The sequence below is a fragment of the Legionella rowbothamii genome (genome assembly GCF_900639985.1).
Classification (GTDB): Bacteria; Pseudomonadota; Gammaproteobacteria; order Legionellales; family Legionellaceae; genus Legionella; species Legionella rowbothamii.
Genome location: NZ_CAAAIM010000001.1, coordinates 343,322 through 362,922 on the forward strand (window position 1 = coordinate 343,322; position 19,601 = coordinate 362,922).

Consider the following 19,601-nt stretch of genomic DNA (forward strand, 5'->3'; position numbering starts at 1 on the left):
AAGATAACAAATTTTAAGGCTTATCCAGAACTCTTGTTAAATTACGGATAATGATCATGAAAAAATTTTTCTTAGTGTTTAGCACCCTACTTGCTCCAGCATTTTTATGGGCGACTTCATATTATTCAATAAATTTAGAAATTAGTAAAAACGATGAGTTTAATAGCTGCTCTAGTATTCTACAATTGCTCCATTACGGTAAGTCAAAACTCAACTCAATGCCTCCCTACTCCGGGCAAAATTACTATTAAAAACAACTCAAAATTTAACGCAAATAATATCAGCGCTTTTTTACTAACATTATAATCAACACCCCAGGAATCGGTGCGAATGCTGCTCTGGATTGTTATAATAATACAAGTGGCGGAGCTCCAGTGGGCACATGGTATTTACCTGCAATACAACAACTGGGAGGTTCCCCCGCAGTAGATAATATTGATACTAATCTAGTACAATTATGATTTGGAAATGATGCTCTAGGCTCGTCTACTTACTGGAGCTCCACACAGCAAACTGATGGAGGTCCCGGTCCAGGCGCTTATTTTTGGATATTTTATATATCATACCCAAGTTCTTGGCAATAAAACTAATGCCTACGCTGTGGCATGTGTGCGAGAAATTGCATATTAGCTTAGTTTAATTTATGTAAAAAAGTTCAAACGGAAATTACTTTGAGTTTACGAGACTTAAGCAATTAGATGTACCCGTGAGATAAGTATATATTTAATATAAAAATGTAAGTTCAATAAATTGAGATTATAACAATGCAACGAAAAAACCTCTTGCTTATCTTAATGCTTGCTGGATTAATTATGGCGCTTAATTGGCATGAACAAATTACTGATTATGTGCGAAATTGGCTTCATCCCAAACCCAAACAACTTTGGTTTTGCCCTGCCCCAGCTCAGGTAGCAGCAAATCAATCAAATCCTGACGCTTTTAGCATCAATGGAATAAATTGGGTTGTTGATTACCATGGTTGGCCTGCTCCAGAAAAAATAGGTTTTATGCAAGTGTTAATCACTGAAGATAACAATGTGTCTTGTTATTATCAATGGAATAACCCTAAAGAACCTGGAACTAATTTATGGATGACTGTTAAATTATCTCCATTGGTTAATCAGAAAATACGCTCTTATGGCTCCTATTGGCAGCAAGATAAGTCCCCGAATATTTGTTCTGCGGGAATTAATGCCTGTGCCTTTGAAATAAAGTAATTGCCAGGCAGCAATCCCGATGCTGGGCTTAACAACCCAGCCTACTTCCACTACGAGCTCTGGTCTGAGGCTAGTATAAACTCTGTGCTTGAGAGATTCTCATCTACATCTACACCAACTAATTCCCTCTCTTATCTTTTTATGCTTATAATAAATTCTTAACTTGTAATGAAGGAAGCTTTGTGAGTCTAACTGAAATGAACACTATGAGGAAAAGCAAGCCCCAGTAGCAAGTATGCATTAAAGATTAGCATAAGTGTTCACGATCCTATTGGGCGTATTTAAAAACCATCACCATTGTGCAAAACGTAGTGACGAGGTAACCAAGAGATTCAGCACTGAAGCCAGGGCTACTTCACTAAGCTATCAATAACGGCCTCAGGCATTGATTGCATGTATATGCTGCGCTAATGGTAGGTCTGGCTTTATCAGCATGTGCAACCGATTTTCCTTCTTTGTACGCTCATCTTCTTTAATAATGTTGCTTTCTTTTTTCAAACTGCTTTTTCAAAAAAGCTTCGATACTTGAAAAGAATTGCTGTGGAACATCAGATTCCATTGAGTGATCCGCATTGGGAAACACCATCAACTGATTGTTTGGGATCTTACTAGCCATGAACTCAGAATGTTTTTTATCAGTAACCCAGTCTTCTTCCCCAACAAGAATGAGCGTATTGCATGCCACTTCATGCAGGCGATCTTCATAATTAAAAGTTTGCAAAAATCCACCAAATCCTTGATTGAACGGCTCACGCGCAAAAGGATGGTCTGCTTCGGGGCGATTCACAGGAAGATTATGTCTTTTTCTCCACGAGTACATTGTATCCATAATATCAAAAAAATTACTTACCTCTTCATCACTTTTAAAATTTCCTGCCCATAATTGTTTACAGACTTTTTGTTGAGCAAAAGAACCTCTTTTTTCAATATTTATGCGGGCAGACTCAATGTTTTTGAAACTTGGTGAACCGGCAGCCAGAACAAGGCTAGAAACATGTTCTGGGTAAATCAGGGCATACCCTAAGGCACACATTGCTCCGTACGATTTGCCCAACAAGACTATTTTTTCCAGATTAAGATATTTACGAATTACATTAACGTCCTGAATGTAATTATCCATAGTGTATGATGAGGGCTCACTCTTTTCACTTAACCCACATCCTCTGGGATCAAAAAATACTAGATTACCGGTCAAATGAAGGCATTCATAATCTTTGTAATGAGAATAGTTAGCACCGGGACCACCCGGGAGCATAAAAACCTATGGCATCGTATTGAGACTGTCCTCATTTTCACTGACTATTCTTATATGCAATCGGGTTTTTTGTGCATTATCTCGGTCAGGGATATCAATAAGTAAATCCTTAACAAACATGTGATTCTCCTTAAAAATATATTGGGATATATGGCATTAATTCATCATGGATTCTACTGGTAATAGAAAAGTTTAATTCTATTTGTTCATTGTATCTGGATAGAGAGAAGTGCTAAATTGCAACCAATTGATTTATCTAAAACTATTTCCTAGTCAAAGCAAAAAGACGTATGATACAAACATCTTTTAGTAAATAGGGATGTTAAATAATGAAAAAAACCATACTAATATTTCTCTTATCGGGAATGATGGTAGCATCATGCACACAACAAGATGTAATTACTGATGATGCTGGAGGATTACATTATACAACGCCCTACCAGGATGATACACGAGGCAGAAAAGCCTTTCCCAAAACCTGGGATGTTAAAGGTAAGAAGTTATTTGTATTTAATCCTAAAAAATACGCTTGGGCGGCTTATGATGCTAAAGGTAATCGAGTTATGACTGGCAGTGCTTCGGGTGGGATGAACTACTGTGATGACATCAAAGAAGGATGTAAAACAGTAACCGGAACTTTTTCTGTTTTTAATAAAAAAGGAGCTGATTGTAAGTCTAATGAATACCCTATTGCTAAAGATGGGCATGTAATTGGTGGTGCTAAAATGCCTTATTGCATGCATTTCCATAATGGCTATGCAATTCATGCCGCTTATGAGGTTCCACGAGCAAATTCTAGCCATGGCTGCATTCGTGTATTACCAGGGGCTGCAAAGTGGTTAAATGAACAATTCATTGATGTAGGAACAGCGGTGTTAGTTCTTCCTTATGCGTAAAAAAATGGCTGTAATCCGGGGCTAGGAATTTATTTTATTTAATCCCAGCTCCCGGATTACTCTTACTCCTCCATCCCAGCTACAAGTTGATTTTAATAACAACCTTTAAGCGCTTAAATTTCTTGCATTTTATTCTTTTAGCTTTCAAAATCGACTGTTTTTATCCGACCTTTAATAAGGAGATATAATGGGACTGTTTGATTTTTTTTGGAGCTCTCGAAGACTCACCATCACCCACAAGGGCTCAGATAATGTCGAGTTAAATGAGATTGCAAATGACACGAATTTCTTTCGGCAAGACAGTGGATCAACTACCATTAGTGGCTCAGTAGGATACAATGTTAAAATAAATATTTCTGAGCAAAGCAATGTTATTATCAGGGGAAATATCGGTGCTAAATGTCAGATTTTTAAAGATGGCGATGGAACATTGACGATTGATGGCGAGGTAGCACGAGATTTAAAATTGACCATTTATGGTCAAGGGAAAGTATATTTTACACGCCAGCCTCATGCAGATGTCATCAAATCCATTAAAAGAGGCAGCGTTACTGCTGAGATCTATTGTGCAGGTATACTTCTACCCGCACCTAGCTCAAGCTACACCCATCATAATATGGGACGGTATACCCCTCCTGAACCAATAGTTATTGTACGAAACATACCGGTGCCAGCTTCATCATCTTTGCAACAAACTTCTGTTGCAGATCAATATACAGAATATGCTCAGGCCTATATTGATGGATTTCATCGGGCAAATCCCGAATCAATCGCTGCTCGCGTCGAAAAATTGGGTAAATTAAGCCCCCAAGAAGAGGAATTGCTTGAGGAGTTTATTGATCCCATCATGAAATATTACTTCAGTGATATTCCTGTTGGGTATAAAGAAGCCTATTACGATCTGTCTACTTTGAATTTACTTGATAAAGACCCTATTACTAAAAAGCCTATAAAATTATCAGACATTCAAGCCGGTCGAAAATTATTAGAAAAGTTTGAAGTCGTCCTGTCCTCGATCCAGTTAAATCGTCAGAAAGTCGTTACAAATTCTGAACCTGTGGAGCATGAATCTAGCATGAGTCCATCAATGTAGGTTTCATCAAGTTGTAAGTGGGGCCCATGGCCCAACGTTGAATTCTTACATGGCTCTATGCCCTTGTTGGGCTATGGGCCTACTCTCCTTTTACAAATCATAAAAAACAGATTGTACAAATCCAGAACTTGAAAAAACACCCAATAAGCCTATATTTAAAACATAATGGAACTTATTAGGACAATGGATATTATGTTACCTTTATTAAAGCAAAAAAGCATGTCTCCTTTTAGTACAACAAGAAATCAAATCAAACACGTTAATTCTATAATACAAAAAATTAACAAATATCAACAAAAAAATCAGCCTCTGAAAGCAATACCTTACATTGATAAGCTAGCAGCCTACATACAGCAACTCGATAGCGAAGAAAAAATAAAGCAACCCATAAAAGAATGGGCAGAGCAAAACTCACTTGATGAGTTTAAAAAAAGCATCATTAGTGAGAACAAGCAGCGTGAACTGCAAAAAACAGTAAAGCACCTCACCAAAAAAGCAAAATTGTCAAGCATTTATCGCCTAGAGAACAGCCCATCAACCTATCCTAATTTGATCGGTGATAAACTTAAAACAATCGATGAAAATTTAGAATTTGAATCGTTAAATGCAGAAAATAATCCGGCTGTTGTGGTCACTAGTCCCGATAAAAATATGCGTTTTATTGTTCGTTTTTTCCGCATGCAAAATGCAGGGGATGGTAAGCATCTTTCGCCAAAAGAAATTCGTGAGCAATGCAGTAAGGACATGCCACAAGTTCCTGCTCCTTTAGCAATGGAGCCGATCACTAAAGAGGGCAATGATGAATTGTATTTTGAATACAGTCAGTTCTATCCCGAAGGCAATTTAAAGAATTATTTTGAAAATTTACGCGAACAAAAAGAAGAAGGTAATATTAACGAACCAGCATTTGATAAAGCCTTATTAGACTGTAGTAAGCAATTAATGGAGTTTCTCGTCTCTTTAAATGAGCGTAAAATTTGGTACACCGATATGAAGCCAAGTAATATTTTATTAAATGAAGGAAAAATTATTCTTAGTGATGTTAAAGGTTTATTGGCTAGCCAATCGTATAAAATCCCAAGCAATATGATCAATGCCACTAAGGGCTACTATTCCTCCAACGTGTTCTTCAATGATAATTCTGTTAATCTTGAGTTATTACAGTGTCAGACCATAGCTGCCACTATCTATCAATTAGCATGTGGTGAGCTACCAGAGGCCAATGGGAGCATCAACAGCTGGGAGAATATTTATGATTTTAGCCATCCTGTGTTTCAAAGTGAGCAGGGACAATTCATAAAGAGCATTATTGAGCTTTTTTCTGCCAATATTCCAATTACTATGGAAAAAGCTTTGGCAAGAGTAAAAGAGCAACTAGAGCAGATGGAAAATCATCCGCCACAAAGTGTGAGTAATGAAGATGATGAGATGTACGTCGAACACAAATTACATGAGAAGCATGGTCAGCGATATATGAAATTGTAAACATAGTTTATCGCCTTTCGCTATCTCGTTAACCTGTAGGTTGGGTCCATGGCCCAACCTTACAGCCAATCGAAGAGACTGGCTCACTGAATTGTCTTCCAAAACATCGAAATCAGGAAAAAAATCACATGCTTCTATTACATCTAATTTTTAACTGAACCAGTAGAAGAATTTAATTAAAGCCGCCCTTCCAACTAATATCAACCGCTCTCACAAAATCCTTATCGGGAACTTTTTCCTGAACCCGCTCTATGGCCCGCGTCATGGTAATAGAATGTTTACATAAAGCCGAAATCGGGACTTGTTTGGCTTGTTGATCACCTGTTGCTGTCAATACATTCGTATTTTGGGAAATGATACGTAATAATTTTTGCATACCTGTACCCCGAATAGGCTGTTGCGTGGGTTGTGATGTTTCTAATGCATGCAGAATGTATTGGCAACGTAATGCCGCATGATCAAACGATAGCGCTTGTTCCATTTGCTGACTAAGTAATGCCCGCAACGCATTGTTGTCCGTCATCAAATTACTTAACCATTGTTTTACCGCTGGTGAATTACTTAAAGGATTATTAATGGTCTTAGTATTAGTCCATGCTTGCTGCTGATCTAAAAGCCCATTTACAAAAGCGTTCATAGTCACATTAACCCAATCACGCAAAGGACTTTCTATAGAACACGCATCCAGTAGGTCTGTGGCCTGACTATAAAACGAATTAAAAGCCTGGATGCTGTTAGTGCTATTTAAACAGTTTTCATAAATACGCACTAACTCATCTAAACCTGAATGATAAGATAAAGCCAGCAGCTTCTTTGTTTCTTCAATAATAGGGGCTACAGCATCCATAGGTACTAATCGATGCTGCCATTCGCGCAGCTTAAATTGAGTTAATTTCAAATGCTCTTGGGCCTTAACGCTTAGTATTTGCTCCGACTCTTTAGTAACATCCGCTAATCTCTGGATACATTGTTGTACTACTTGAGAAGTAATTTCCCTATAACAACGTGAACATTGCAGGAGAAAAACCTTTTGTGGTCGATCTAGCTCATACTCATTCAAGATTTTTATTTCTTGATCTGCTGGACTAGAAAAAAGCTCTAACAGAATTGCTTTCATACTGTTAGGGAGTTTGGAAACAATGTGCTCCAATGTGTCTTTATTCAAAAAGACATGGTATTGCTTGAGAAATTGGCTAAAAAGCGTCTCTAAAGACCATTGAAGATCAAGAGCGTTATTTATCCATGTTTGAATTTTGCGTAATTGCTTCTCTTGCTCTTTTAATTTTCTTACCGCTGTCCCGTGAAAACGATATTGTTCAATATCTCGTTTTTGGGCCTCAGGATTACTTGTGTAATAATGAACTAAAGCAGCTAATGCCTTGTCTTGCGGATTCTTTAATTTATGCTTATCTACAACCGTTTTAATGACAGCAGGAACACCTTGTTGACTATTCGATGCAGTCAAACATTCATATAAAGCATAAACGAGTACGCGATCGATTTGCAAAGGATATTGTTTAAGAATAGCTTGCAAGACCTTATCATCTCCGGCCTGTATTACTGGCTCAAATAATTCATTCCAAGCATTTAAGTCTAATGGAAAAGTCGCTTGCAGGATTTCTCTATAACGCGCCTCTGTGATTAACTTACTGGATAATAACTCAGGATGTATCTTTTTCACATGGTGCAACAATAAAGCAATTAAGTGTTCGGTTGATGGCGTATGGTCATTTGAGGTAGCCATAAGCCGCAATAAATGATCTCGAATGTTCATCATCGCTTTAATATGTGCACTCGGCTCATTACTAGCAGCTGAAGAAATGGCTAAAACGTGATTGGCTTTACGTTGCTCTATTCTAGGAGCAAACCAACCATAATAAATCGCTCTGGGAAGGCTTGTTAACGCATAATTAGCGCCAAGCACTGCGCCATAAAAAAAACCGCCAATACCTGCTAATACCCCCCAAAATACTTTATGCTGTTCTTTACGGTGAAAAGCTTGATTACCTTGGATGTAAGCCTGAGAAAATGGTTGCGTTATCAAGCTGAAAATGGATTTATTACGGCGAATAAGTGGTAATGCAGCCCCTACCATTTTACTTAACTTATCTAATAATACCTCACGCGTTGAAGGCATCACTATTTGCTCACCATCGATGCCACGAAAACTAGAGGAAAAGTTATCTTCATGACGCCGGCTATAAAAATCGCGAAATACCTCAGGAGATGGGCGTTGATATTTTAAAGCATCATGCATCAATCCTGGTGAAACCTTAGGTGAAATATTCGCTTGTGCGTCCTGGCTAAGCATCGCAAAATAATCTTTGATTGCAGGCTTCTTTAGTAGTGGACTAATATGAATACGAGCTTGTTCTGCAACGGCTTTTGCCATTTCATCGCTAGGAGCGGGATAGAAGAAACGAGTAAGCTCACCGAGATAGTCCAAGGTAGACTCATACTGACTGCAGTTCGCCCTATTTTCATTTGTTAGTAAAGGCTTTAATGTTTTCAGTTCACGAATTAAACGCTCACAAGTTGCACGATTATGAGGGCTAAACATTTTAGGGGAGCGAGTCAACTCAACAAAATAATAGTGTAAATCAGCATCGTCCTTGGTTAGGGAATAAAGGCTATGAATTAATTCTTTAAATAAGGAAAAGAATGCCTCCTGACAACTCTCTGCACTCCGTTCAGTGTCATGCACAATACGATCAAAGTCACTCCATTTATGCCTTATTGTAGCATTCATCTTATGAGGTAATGCTGGGGTCTCACACGCCATAGACGGTAAAAATCGAGACAAAATAGAAAAGTAATACTCTTTGAAGGTAGGGCAATATGTCATTAAACGTGATGATTGCAGCATACGTACTACGAAGGAGGCACAAAGCTCTACTTGTTTAAAATGACTATCAAAATTTTTGGGGACTACCCCAATAAAGGGCACTGATACATGCTCACTTTCACGGATGATTTGTCCATAAAACGTATCAGGAATAAATTCATCTGGACCGATTGGGTTATAAACACTATGACCTCTGATGCTACTCGAAGAAGCTTGGGCATATTGCAATTGTAAAGGCCATAATGGGTTTGCCACCGAAAGTGACTGTAAGCACTCACCAGAACCAATATCTCGCGGAAAAGACTCCACCACTAAAGAGCCCGCTTGGCGAAACATGGGGGTCTGCTTGAAGTCACCTTTTTTAGTTTTAAAATAAGTACCTTGAGAATCGGGTTGATAAAAAGATTCAACCTGTGGCATGCCTTCATCAGTATATTTAAGAACAAAGTGCCGACGGTACTTAACATAAGCAGAGTTTTCAAAATAATGAGGTTCAGGGAACAGGGTCCCCATAAGATTGTCGACTAAGGCACTGTAGAGCGTATTACCATATTCGGAAGGTTGTAGCTGTGTCATGAACTCAAAGCTTGATAGTAATGCTTCAAGTTCAAAGCGTACCCCGATTGTTGCGTTCATATGAGCCTCAGCCGGACCTTGGCGATGAAGGCTCAAATTTCTAAAATGCGAAGCCCATTCAGAATCATTAAAGCGAAAAGCATCAGTCCCCGCTTCATTAGATTCGTTAACTACCCCACCCCAGTTGGCACCAATTCCTAATGCTTGTCCACGGTTAAATTGAAACGCCTGTAAAAACCGCATCAGGTAGCGGCTGATTACTAACAAATTTGCGTCATCAATAACCGTTTCACTTACGTTACATTGTTCTCGCAAAATGCCCAGAATCATGTCTTCATTTAAGGTGCTTAATGTGGTCTGCGGGCGCAAAAAAGGACTAACGTAACATTCATAAGAAGAAGCCTGCAGCGTCATAAACTCAACACCGAGACGTTGTAATACAATCTGCAACCAATCAAAAAACTCATCATTTAACGGTAATTCAATTAGTTGAGAGAGTTGACGCCGAATAGCCCCCCTCCATTGCTTCCAAGGCAAGAATTCCGGTGCCTGCTTTGTTAAAGCATCAGCATGTCCACCAGGCTTAAAGGCAAATCCATTAATTAATAAATAATCACTGGATTCAATAAGCCCTGCCTCATTAAACTTGTAGTTAAAATTTTCTGAAAAAGGCTTTTCCTTGGAACTCTTATTCGAGGATAAAGGCAGATTAATTTCAGCAACTGGCTGCTTAGGTAATGGTTCTTGTTCTTTTAATGCGGATGGTTCTGTGTTGGTGATGGGTGACAATAAATAAGAGGATGTTTCCAAAAACTCTTCAATAGGAGCAGTAGACCAAGGAATCATTGCTTTTAGCAATTGCCATAAGCTATGAGGATTGCATCCCATATGATGGATTGCAATAGCATGCAAGACCCTTTGATAGGCCTCATCTAAAGCAGCAGGCTCAAGGTCTTGATCTAGCTCATTAACATGATAGGCTTCAATGAGCTGGTTAAATTGTTCAATTTTGCGATTGATTTCTTGGCTATGGATAGGATATTCGCCCAAAAAACTGGGCAAGCGGTATTTGAACGGAGCATTAGGATTGCACGTAGATTTCTGCAATTGAGCTACTAATGCTAAGGCTTGTTCAATTGGCGATTGCTCAGTAGGCAATGTTGTATATTGCTCTTGTAAGCTAGTGTGCAATTCATGAATACATTCATCATCACTTAACATCGCCAGCAAAAAGTACGCATGCGTTAGCGTGTCTGAGTTTAGCTGCTCACGCATCATACGTGGCAGTTTCGCTCGAAGCTGTTCCAATAACTTAGAACTTCCAGTTACTTCATCAGGTGTAGTTAATGCTTCATACTGCGGCATATACTTACCTTAATTCCATTAGATTAGCCTCTTCAACATTCTCTTCTTGCTGGACTGACACCAAGCCCATATCCGTTTTGAAGGCATCGCGTGTAGGTTCTTTTCTTCTACCCGACCCATGGATGATAATGTCATTTATTTTAACTTGCTTATAACGTTGGTATACCTCTTCAAACACGTGTTCATACAATGTTTGTGCCTTCGCACTACGTTGCTCTTCAGGCAATGCGTTATGTAAGTTGTTCAATAAAGGAGAACCACGTTTTTTGGCTTCATCAATGAATCGGCGCAATATACCTTGTGCATCATCATCATTTGCAAATTGCCCTACAAATTGTAGATCTGTTCTAGGGGCCTCATCATAAGCGCCAAATAGCGAATGATAACTAGATAAAGCAATACCACCAAAATCAAGTCGTCTTACTAAGTCATCTTGTACTTGTACATTTTGGTTAGGTACCAACAACCCAATAATAATGCGATAAAACTCTTTTAAACCTTTTTTATTATCACGCCCTTCTTCATCGTCATCCAACACTGCTAGACCTTCAATCTGCTGATCCACCACTTGCTTCAAGCGTTCTTGAGCAGATAAAGTTGATTGTGTTTGTGAGCTTTGATCTAGTGTTTGTAGTGAAGCCAACATGTTGATAAGTAGTGCTCCTGTTCCAGCACTCGAACCGGCGCAGGGATCTTCAACAACATTTTTAGATAGACCATTGGGGTTAGATGAGTCGTTACTTTCTACGCGTAATGCGACATGAGAATCCCGATGCAAACTAAGAATTTCCAAAATTTTAATGAGTTCAATTGTAGTATCTAATCCCACTAAACTGCTTTGAGCTAAAACTTTCAGAACATTGGTGACAGTGCCTGCGACAGCATCGGTGAAAAAACCGATTGGTTGAAATGTCTCAGTGCTCTCTTTGCTGGATTTTTCACTTTCATGGGTTTGCACCGGATGCAAGTTTTGATCAGTGGAGTGGGCTTGTTTATGCGACCAATTAGCAGAATCATTCGACAGTGCGGGTAAAGCTAAAGCACCACCAGTTGACCATAAAGATCCCTCCACAAGATAGCGCAATGCTTCCGCTGCTGAAGACAAGATCGTTCGTTGTAAAGAGTGCATTGCAAGATTTCGTTGCTCAGTATCCATATTATCTTTTACTGCATGGTGTAATGCCATAGCGATTCTCATTAGAGAAACCCCGCTATGTGATAAGGTTAGGCGTAACGCTGTCATAGCATGAATTGCACTGCTTTCTTGTTGCGAGTGACTGTCCCAAGCAATCTGTTCACTGGATTGAGCAGACTCATCTTTGCTGGGTAGCTCATTAATTTTTTGAGAAAGCTCATTGGCACGATTCTTATCAATTAAGCTCAGTGAGCGGCAAACACTGATCATTTCATCACATATCAGCAAAATAGCACTTACTGCCCAATAAAGAGCGGCTGTATTACTAGCACCCGTTTGATGCGTTGATAATAAAGAACCCTCTTTTTTCGAGCTACCTTGCCCCATAACTTGTTCCATTTCTTGCATCATGTTTCGTGTTGATGCTTGGATCATGTTAAGCCCTTGGGTTATGCTCGGTAGTGTTTCCATTAATGCTTCATTTTTCTGAGCATCATTCGTATTAACCCCTCCCTTACTCGCTTTTGTAGCCAATAAGCCTGGATTAGTAAATACACTGTGGGTCAATAAAAGAGAAGTTAATCCCGACTGAGAGGTAGTTTCCAATTGACTTGCCATGTCTCGATTTAGTTTGGGAATAACATGTTGGCCGTTTTCTTGTTCAATGCGATCAAGTATTGCTTTGATCCTGCCTTCGGAATTATTAAAAACACCCTGCTTAGCTAAATCGACAACATGATTGCTACTGACACTCGAAGAACTTTCTTCTTGATTTACGGGTTGTTGATTAAGCAATTGACGTACTGCCTCAGCAAGTTGCGAAACATTACTTAATAATACGGACATGGAGCGGCTAGAAATCACCTCACTGCTTTCTACTGCAGTTTCAATTGCACTTGGGCCTTTTAAATTATCTGCACAAAGACGCAAGATATTGGACAAGGAACTAAAATTGGAATGTAAGCTATTGATGCGATCAACCCCTCCAGATGGCCCTTGAGCTGTTGCCTCAACTAGAGCTCTTTTTAACCGTCCTTCGGACATTACAAGCGAAGTTTTGTTAAGTGCACGTGATGATTTTACAAATAATGATAAAGCAACTAAACGAATTAAGACCGTATTTATCGGAGAGCTCATACTTTGGTTAGACAATAAATTAGAAGCCTGATCCATATTAGATAATTCTTCATCTAGCTCCAGTAAACGTACCTTTGATTGTTGGCTATCAGTATTCTGAGTAGCTTTTGAAACATCACTGCTTGCAACATATACATTTTTTTTACCGTCTCTGCTTACCGATTCCTCTGTTAAAAAATGACTCGTTGCACTTATTTCTTTGAACGTTTGCCCAACAAGATCAGTCCCTAAAGCCAATGCAGTAGGTATCGCTCCAGTAATCCCTATGCTCCCTCCCGCAAGAGTGGAGCCTAATTGTGCATGGGTACTGGCATGTGAGTTATTTCGCGGAAATTCCTTATACACGCCCTCCATTACTTTCTCGCCCTGCTTACCAATAGCTTCTGATACACTCTGCATGCTAGGGAATGAACCATTACCATTCGCTTTAAAGGTAGATGTCTTTTTAAATGCATCGTGCACTTTATCTGATGGAATTTCTAAGTGTGATAAACCGTTTGCCGTATGTTTAATTACTGAGGACACATCACTAGGAACTTGTGCTAAATGAATTGCACCGCTGTAAATACTTAATAAAGTATTTTGAACCACAAATGCAATAGAATTATCTGTGGCAATCAGACCATCTTTCAGCTCAGGTAAATAAGTTTCTAAAACAGAAGGCTCTATTTGAGGTTGGTCATCAAATAAAGCTTTTAATGCGTGGAATAATGAATCTCGCTGGCCACTGTTTACTGAAAGTACAGCACTCGCTTTTTGTGCTGCTAAGGCGGATTGAGAGAGTCCACTACCAATTCCAGAAAAGGTAGCCGTTGTCCCACCAGGAATGGCGGCAGTAGTTACACTAGAACTCCGAAAGAAATCATTTTTAGGCATATCCAAGTCCCTTAATTGCTTCGAGCTAAAGGGCCGGAATTTATAGAATAGTTTTTTTCTTGTCAATGAAGTTATTGATCATTCTGATAAAAATATTTTCTTATTCAAGCAGGTTATGAAAAAAAATGAGACAAAACAATGAGAGTACTCCCAGTGCAAAAACTTATTAATTCCTGACGATGCCGAGCCTCATTTATCATGCCCTTACCGCCTCAGGTAAGGGCACTTATCAAATAAATAGATGCTTTTTAAAGAGGGTTTCAGCCAGCAAATTATCATTTTATGCTGTCGCATATCATGTAAATAATCAACCCTGTTTTAATCTAACCTGGCTCCTTGTAACCGGGTTTTCATTTTTTCAGCCAACATTCCGTCATCTCGCACAGGAAAACCAGGCGGCATGCAACCAGGCTCTAATAATTATTTACCCGCATTCATTTTATCAAAATAGCTAGTCATTAGATTTCGATAATTAGGAATATAGTTAGAGAACAAATTGCCCAATCCTTCGATGTCATTGCGCCAGTCACGATGAAGCTCACAAGCCATACCAAACCATGTCATTAATTGAACCCCTGCGGCTTGCATTCGTAACCAGGCACTGTGACGAGTGACCTCATCAAACGTACCTGAGGCGTCAGTCACAACAAATACCTCAAACCCCTCTTCTATTGCCGAAAGTGCGGGAAAGGCAACGCAAACCTCAGTTACTACACCTGCGATAATTAATTGTTTTTTACCCGTGGCTTTTACCGCTTTAACAAAATCGGGATTATCCCAGGCATTAATATTTCCAGGCCGTGGAATATAAGCAGCCTCGGGATGCATTTCTTTTAGTTCAGGTACAAGAGGACCATTAGGTCCTTGTTCAAAACTTGTGGTTAGCACCGTGGGCAATTTAAAGTATTTACCGCAGGCAGAAACTGCAAGTACATTATTCTTAAATTCATTAGGCGAGAAATCTTGGACTAAGGAGATAAGGCCTGATTGATGATCAACTAATAATAAAGCACAATCTTCTTTATCTAGGCGTCTATACCGAAATTGATTGCTCATTTAAATCTCCATATTTAAAATTATCCTCCTGGAATTATAGACAAGAAACGAAGCATGATGACGATCGTTAAAACAACCCTTCACGAATATTAAAAATATCCTGGCCCTTCTTTAGTTGAATTTAAACAAAATGAGTAATTTTTTCGTCGCGCAGAGCAAGCATGTGAGCGCAATGCCTCTTCTTTTTTCAGCTCACCCGAACTCTGGACTTGAAAGTATGGTTGAGCTAGTAATTTAATTGCACTCGTTAGCTAACAGGTATGCAGGACCATCAAGCCCCTGAAGACTTTCAAATCCCAAGGCTGGGCTTTACAGCTCCTCCTGCATTAAATAAAGATCTAATTTTGGTTAAAGTGTAGATACCAACTATACACTGACTATTTTTGACCCAGAGTGCTATACTGGGAATAATGAACTCCAGGAGTGATCGAATGTTCCTAATAACGAATTATAACTTTAACGAGCAAGTTATTGCCCTCGCAAATGGAACAGTGACCGAGAATATCATTGATTTTAATTTAAAATGGGCCTTGACTACGGAAGAACTAGGCGCCCTGGAAAAGGCATTGAATCAAAATAAACAAGAACCATGGGGTTTTAAAATAAGCCGAGATGTTCCTTTAGATGCACGTGCTGCGTTGCTTCAGTCTCTACCTAAATTCTGCTCTCAAATTCAGTATTTAAATATTGAATTCCCGGCTCTTACGGAAAATGATGTTGTTGCCCTAGAGAATATCATTACTAATAATAAAACCGCTTTAGAGATTCAACTTGTGCTCGATAAAACGTTCATCACGAATGGTTTTTTAAAATTATTGAAGAGTATTCAATCGAGCCAGAACCTAGCCAAATTAGGGATTTATAATACACCATTTTCTAATGAAACTCAGGAGCAATTAGTAGGTGCGCTTGCAGTATATCTAAAAAATAATACCTCATTAGAGGAACTAGCTTTTTACGATATTGACTTTAATCAACAAAATATCGACCTTGTCCTCGAAGCCCTGGCAAACAATTATTCGGTACAACAAATATATACTACTGAATATGTAGAGCCGATAGAAATGCTTTTAGCGCGTAATAAAGCTATGACTCCTATTTTCAAATCACTGAAAGATGATTTTGATAATAATAACTTTTATCCTATTCCTCTAAGCTTTCATGAACAGACGAAATCATTAACAGATGATGAACGTGCTGCACTTATTCATCAATTAGAACGCAGTAAGCATACTTTTGCCCCGCTGGTATGTGCTTATTTACTCTTTCCTGAAACAAGTTTTTATAATTTAGTGGCTAGCTTTATAGATGAATCGTCTCCTACAGATGAAACAAAAAGCCATGCAGCAATTACTTTTCTTTTTCAGGCATCCACTAACCCCCAATTTAAGGGACTTGCTGATACAATACTCTATTATCTCAAAGCTGGATCCCCCTTTGAATCAGTAATAAATAGACTAAGCACGTTCTATATTAATCCTGATGAACGATATACCAAAATGAGCTTCTCCCCTGATTCGTTCATGGATGATCGGGGACCTACAGCAATGCCAGCTATTCCATTAGATCCACCCACTCAAACAAATCCATCAACCTTTTTTGCACAGAACAGAAACACCCCAACAAATACTGATGATGAGGAAAATGATCACAATTATGAATCAAAGGCCCCCTAGCTCCCAAGCATCGCCATCAGGCTCTATGATTCATCATTCCTGTCTCGTGATGAGAAACCTCACCCAAGCCATGATTTGGGTTAGCGCCTAATGCTAATAATTTTTTACAACTTCTTTTTTCGTGATTCTGTCGCTATTATTACCGCGTCGCTCCCCTAAGTGTTATTTTTTCTAATTGCGATTGTCCCGCGCAATGATCATTTTCAATGACCTACCTGACCTGCTTTGGCTGCAAAATGAATCGGTAACTGGCCTAAAGCATGGTGTTATTCCTGCATTGAATTAATGCTTCGTATTTAAGATAATTGAACACTTTACGTATAATGCATGCCAGAAAAATAAAAAATGCCCTTAAATACCCGCACTTATACAATTTCTGAAGCAGTAACTACTCTAAAAAAAGGAGTGCTTCTTTTTTTATTGTTAGACTCTCTTAACATGAGCCAAGAAGAAATTATTGGGATTTCTGGTGATAAGCATCCGAAGGTTTCGTTCAACAAACAAGGTTTTTCCAAATTACTCAATATAAATCTTGAGGAGCTGTCCATTGAAACAAATGTGACGACGCAGTCAATTAAAGTAACTGATTTAAATAAGATGCTCCAAGCCTTATCTTCGCAAAAAGTAATGGCTAAATTTCCTTATTTTTTTTCCATAATTGAAGAAACTCAATATGAAAATATACGTTGCATTATTGAGGATCATGGACAGGTCACTCGCTGTAAAAGCATGCAAAGCACGTGGCAGCAATGGGGTGCTATTGCTTTGCCACATCTTATTTCATCACACCAAGCATTACAAAGAATCCTTGCAGCTAAAATGAAACGACCCCTAGCTCATCATTTAGACATCAGCGCGCTGGGAAATGGATTAAGCATTGAATATCAATGTGAAATTTATTCCAACCACTTGTATGGCGCCAAATTATTAGATATCTGGCATGACTATTTAATGACTACCTCGCCCCACAGTCGCCATCCGCAAAAATTTTTAGAATGGTTAAACAAGCAGTCCCTACCCAAGCTACAAAAATACGGAATAAACCATTTAAATGCTCTACCTAAGGTAAATTACCTAACTACCTCTACCCAAAGAATCCCTTGGATAGTGCATTTTAAGCCAGGAAATATTGTTGAAGGAGCCAGCTTGCCTAAACCTACGAAACAAGAGGAGCTGGTTGAAATCATCTATGTCTTAGGAGATCTGGAAGATAATTTAGTATTTTTGGGTGGCGTGAAAAAAAGAGGAGTGATAAATCATTCCAGCTTTTTTGGCGGAGAGCAAACTCAAGGAGCAGGAAAAATAATCCTCAAGAGTAAATTAGATACCACGAATAATCTGCACTGGATTCTCCATAAAATGGATAACAACAGCGGACATATTAAACCTACCGATCAAATGACCATAAAAATTTTAGAGAAGCTGGTGCGTTTGGGTTTAGATTTAAAGACAATTGCCTGGAACTCCAAATGGGGCTCCGTAGGCCAATATGATGAAAATGCTTTGATTGCTCTGAAACGTTTAAAACAGGATTTTTCTTATATAAAAATCTTCGAAACAACACATTCAATCAACTCAAAGCGTTTGGAAAAGATTGCTCTTTTTGCACGAGATGGTGCAGTAAAAGAATTACTTTGTTACCTCGCAGTTAGAAGCTATAAAATAAGCATCAATGAAGTAATTACTACCAGCTTATTTATCATGCAAACCCTGAAAAACCATCTACTTCTTTGGGAACAAGGTATAGTACAGCATAAGGAAAAACCTCAAACCGCCAGAAAGTTAGTAAAACAATCTATTGAGCTTTTAAAAAATGCCGGGATTTATTGCTCCGAATTTGAAGAAGAATTAGAAGTGATTATCTTCCGATTTAAAAACCGCCCAACTCTTCAACAAGGCGTCAATGAGGCTCAAGAAAATAGCCTCAGTCGAAAAGGACCATTTTCATTATAATAGTCTATGATATTATTTCCGTTTTTAATCCAAAGGGATTTTTTATGAACCAAAAAACAGCTTTAGTTTCTGGATTTGCACGTTCATTTATATCAGGAAATGCTATTGCGGGTGGATTTGTTTGGCCGCTGGGTGCTAAAGAAAAAGGAGTTTACACTGACTCGGAAGGAAAATTTTCCATTGAATGGCCTGTGGGTCAACCAATTACCTTAGTTTTTGAAAAGCCAGGCTCTTATTGGTCTGGATACAAAACCACACAATCAGCAACCCTCATCGTACCTCCTGAAGGCATAAATGATAAAAACTATTTAAAAAATGTATCATTTCAAGTTCCATCTGAAATGGCCTACTCATTTATTCAATGGGCAGCAGGCTTTACACCCTCCCCAGACAAAGGTCAGATTGCAGCAACAATTACACCACCCAATATGACCTTAGATGATATTCCTCAAGGTATTGAAGGCGTTAAAGTAAGACTTTCTCCTGAAGTTGAAACCGCTCCGTTTTATTTCGGTATTTTTCCAATAACACATAAAACGAATCCTTTTGATAAATCATTAACGAGCACCTCATTAGATGGAGGCATTCTTTTTTCAAATGTTCCACCAGGCGAATATGATTTGTATGCTGAGAAAGAGGGGTATGTGTTCTCGAAAGTGCACGTTACTGCTCGGGCAGGTGTTTTAGTGAATGCGAGTCCACCTAATGGTCCGACTCAACAGGTTTCTCAAACCGCAGAAAACGCGTTAATCAAGGAGAGTGCTCGAGTAAAAACCAATGTGTCAACTAATAGTAATAGTTTTTTTAAACCCGCGGCAGTTATAGGGTTGGCTGTTGCAGCGACAGCCTGTGTTGCGACTGCAGTGATTAGTAGTATGTAATTTGCTTGCCTTTTGCTTACATCTGGGCACGTACCTCTTGGCTCATAAAAGCCCGAATTACCGTAGTTTGCCCACAGTCCAGATTTTTTTGCCACTCACCCCGAAACTGATGGATACCGCGGTCAAGCCGCGGTAATTCGTGGAGATTTCCCATA

12 protein-coding genes are annotated in these 19,601 nt (G+C 38.9%); 7 read left to right on the forward strand and 5 right to left on the reverse strand.

All coding sequences use genetic code 11. The features are described 5' to 3' along the window. Positions 1-764 precede the first annotated feature (764 nt). On the forward strand, positions 765-1,217 hold the full coding sequence (locus tag E1P08_RS01440) for a hypothetical protein (RefSeq protein ID WP_133135242.1): 453 nt from the start codon (positions 765-767) through the stop codon (positions 1,215-1,217). Between the two features lie 472 nt (positions 1,218-1,689). On the opposite strand, the gene E1P08_RS01445 is transcribed toward E1P08_RS01440, so the two are convergent. Continuing rightward, the gene (locus E1P08_RS01445; protein ID WP_242602337.1) at positions 1,690-2,472 is read right to left on the reverse strand and encodes an alpha/beta hydrolase; all 783 of its coding nucleotides are present in this window, start codon (positions 2,470-2,472) and stop codon (positions 1,690-1,692) included. Positions 2,473-2,801: 329 nt separating this feature from the next. Here E1P08_RS01445 and E1P08_RS01450 point away from each other — a divergent pair, with 329 nt between their 5' ends. The 3 genes from E1P08_RS01450 (at position 2,802) to E1P08_RS01460 (ending at position 5,946) form a co-directional block, all read left to right on the forward strand. Continuing rightward, entirely contained in the window at positions 2,802-3,368 is a 567-nt protein-coding gene (locus tag E1P08_RS01450) for a L,D-transpeptidase (RefSeq protein ID WP_133135243.1), read from the forward strand. Between the two features lie 187 nt (positions 3,369-3,555). Further along, positions 3,556-4,461: a hypothetical protein gene (locus E1P08_RS01455; protein ID WP_133135244.1), complete on the forward strand. Its 906-nt coding sequence runs from the start codon at positions 3,556-3,558 to the stop codon at positions 4,459-4,461. A 192-nt stretch (positions 4,462-4,653) separates the two neighbouring features. Next, the gene (locus E1P08_RS01460) at positions 4,654-5,946 is read left to right on the forward strand and encodes a protein kinase family protein (protein WP_133135245.1); all 1,293 of its coding nucleotides are present in this window, start codon (positions 4,654-4,656) and stop codon (positions 5,944-5,946) included. Between the two features lie 172 nt (positions 5,947-6,118). On the opposite strand, the gene E1P08_RS01465 is transcribed toward E1P08_RS01460, so the two are convergent. The 3 genes from E1P08_RS01465 to ycaC form a co-directional block, all read right to left on the reverse strand. Then, positions 6,119-10,732, reverse strand: a complete 4,614-nt coding sequence (locus tag E1P08_RS01465) for a hypothetical protein (RefSeq protein ID WP_242602338.1) — start codon at positions 10,730-10,732, stop codon at positions 6,119-6,121. A gap of 4 nt (positions 10,733-10,736) precedes the next feature. Further along, positions 10,737-13,880 carry a hypothetical protein gene (locus tag E1P08_RS17400; RefSeq protein ID WP_242602339.1) on the reverse strand — a complete coding sequence of 1,048 codons (3,144 nt, stop codon included), beginning with the start codon at positions 13,878-13,880 and terminating at the stop codon, positions 10,737-10,739. Between the two features lie 420 nt (positions 13,881-14,300). Next, positions 14,301-14,936, reverse strand: a complete 636-nt coding sequence (gene ycaC / locus E1P08_RS01475; protein ID WP_133135246.1) for an isochorismate family cysteine hydrolase YcaC — start codon at positions 14,934-14,936, stop codon at positions 14,301-14,303. A gap of 431 nt (positions 14,937-15,367) precedes the next feature. Between ycaC and E1P08_RS01480 the strand changes: the two genes are divergently transcribed. The 3 genes from E1P08_RS01480 to E1P08_RS01490 all read left to right on the forward strand — a co-directional run bounded on the left by E1P08_RS01480 (position 15,368) and on the right by E1P08_RS01490 (position 19,446). Continuing rightward, entirely contained in the window at positions 15,368-16,612 is a 1,245-nt protein-coding gene (locus E1P08_RS01480) for a hypothetical protein (protein ID WP_133135247.1), read from the forward strand. A gap of 345 nt (positions 16,613-16,957) precedes the next feature. Further along, positions 16,958-18,565 carry a hypothetical protein gene (locus E1P08_RS01485; protein WP_133135248.1) on the forward strand — a complete coding sequence of 536 codons (1,608 nt, stop codon included), beginning with the start codon at positions 16,958-16,960 and terminating at the stop codon, positions 18,563-18,565. Between the two features lie 44 nt (positions 18,566-18,609). Further along, positions 18,610-19,446, forward strand: coding sequence for a peptidase associated/transthyretin-like domain-containing protein (locus tag E1P08_RS01490; protein WP_133135249.1), 837 nt, complete (start codon positions 18,610-18,612; stop codon positions 19,444-19,446). A gap of 16 nt (positions 19,447-19,462) precedes the next feature. On the opposite strand, the gene E1P08_RS17085 is transcribed toward E1P08_RS01490, so the two are convergent. Next, entirely contained in the window at positions 19,463-19,600 is a 138-nt protein-coding gene (locus E1P08_RS17085) for a hypothetical protein (protein ID WP_165485054.1), read from the reverse strand. Position 19,601 lies beyond the last annotated feature (1 nt).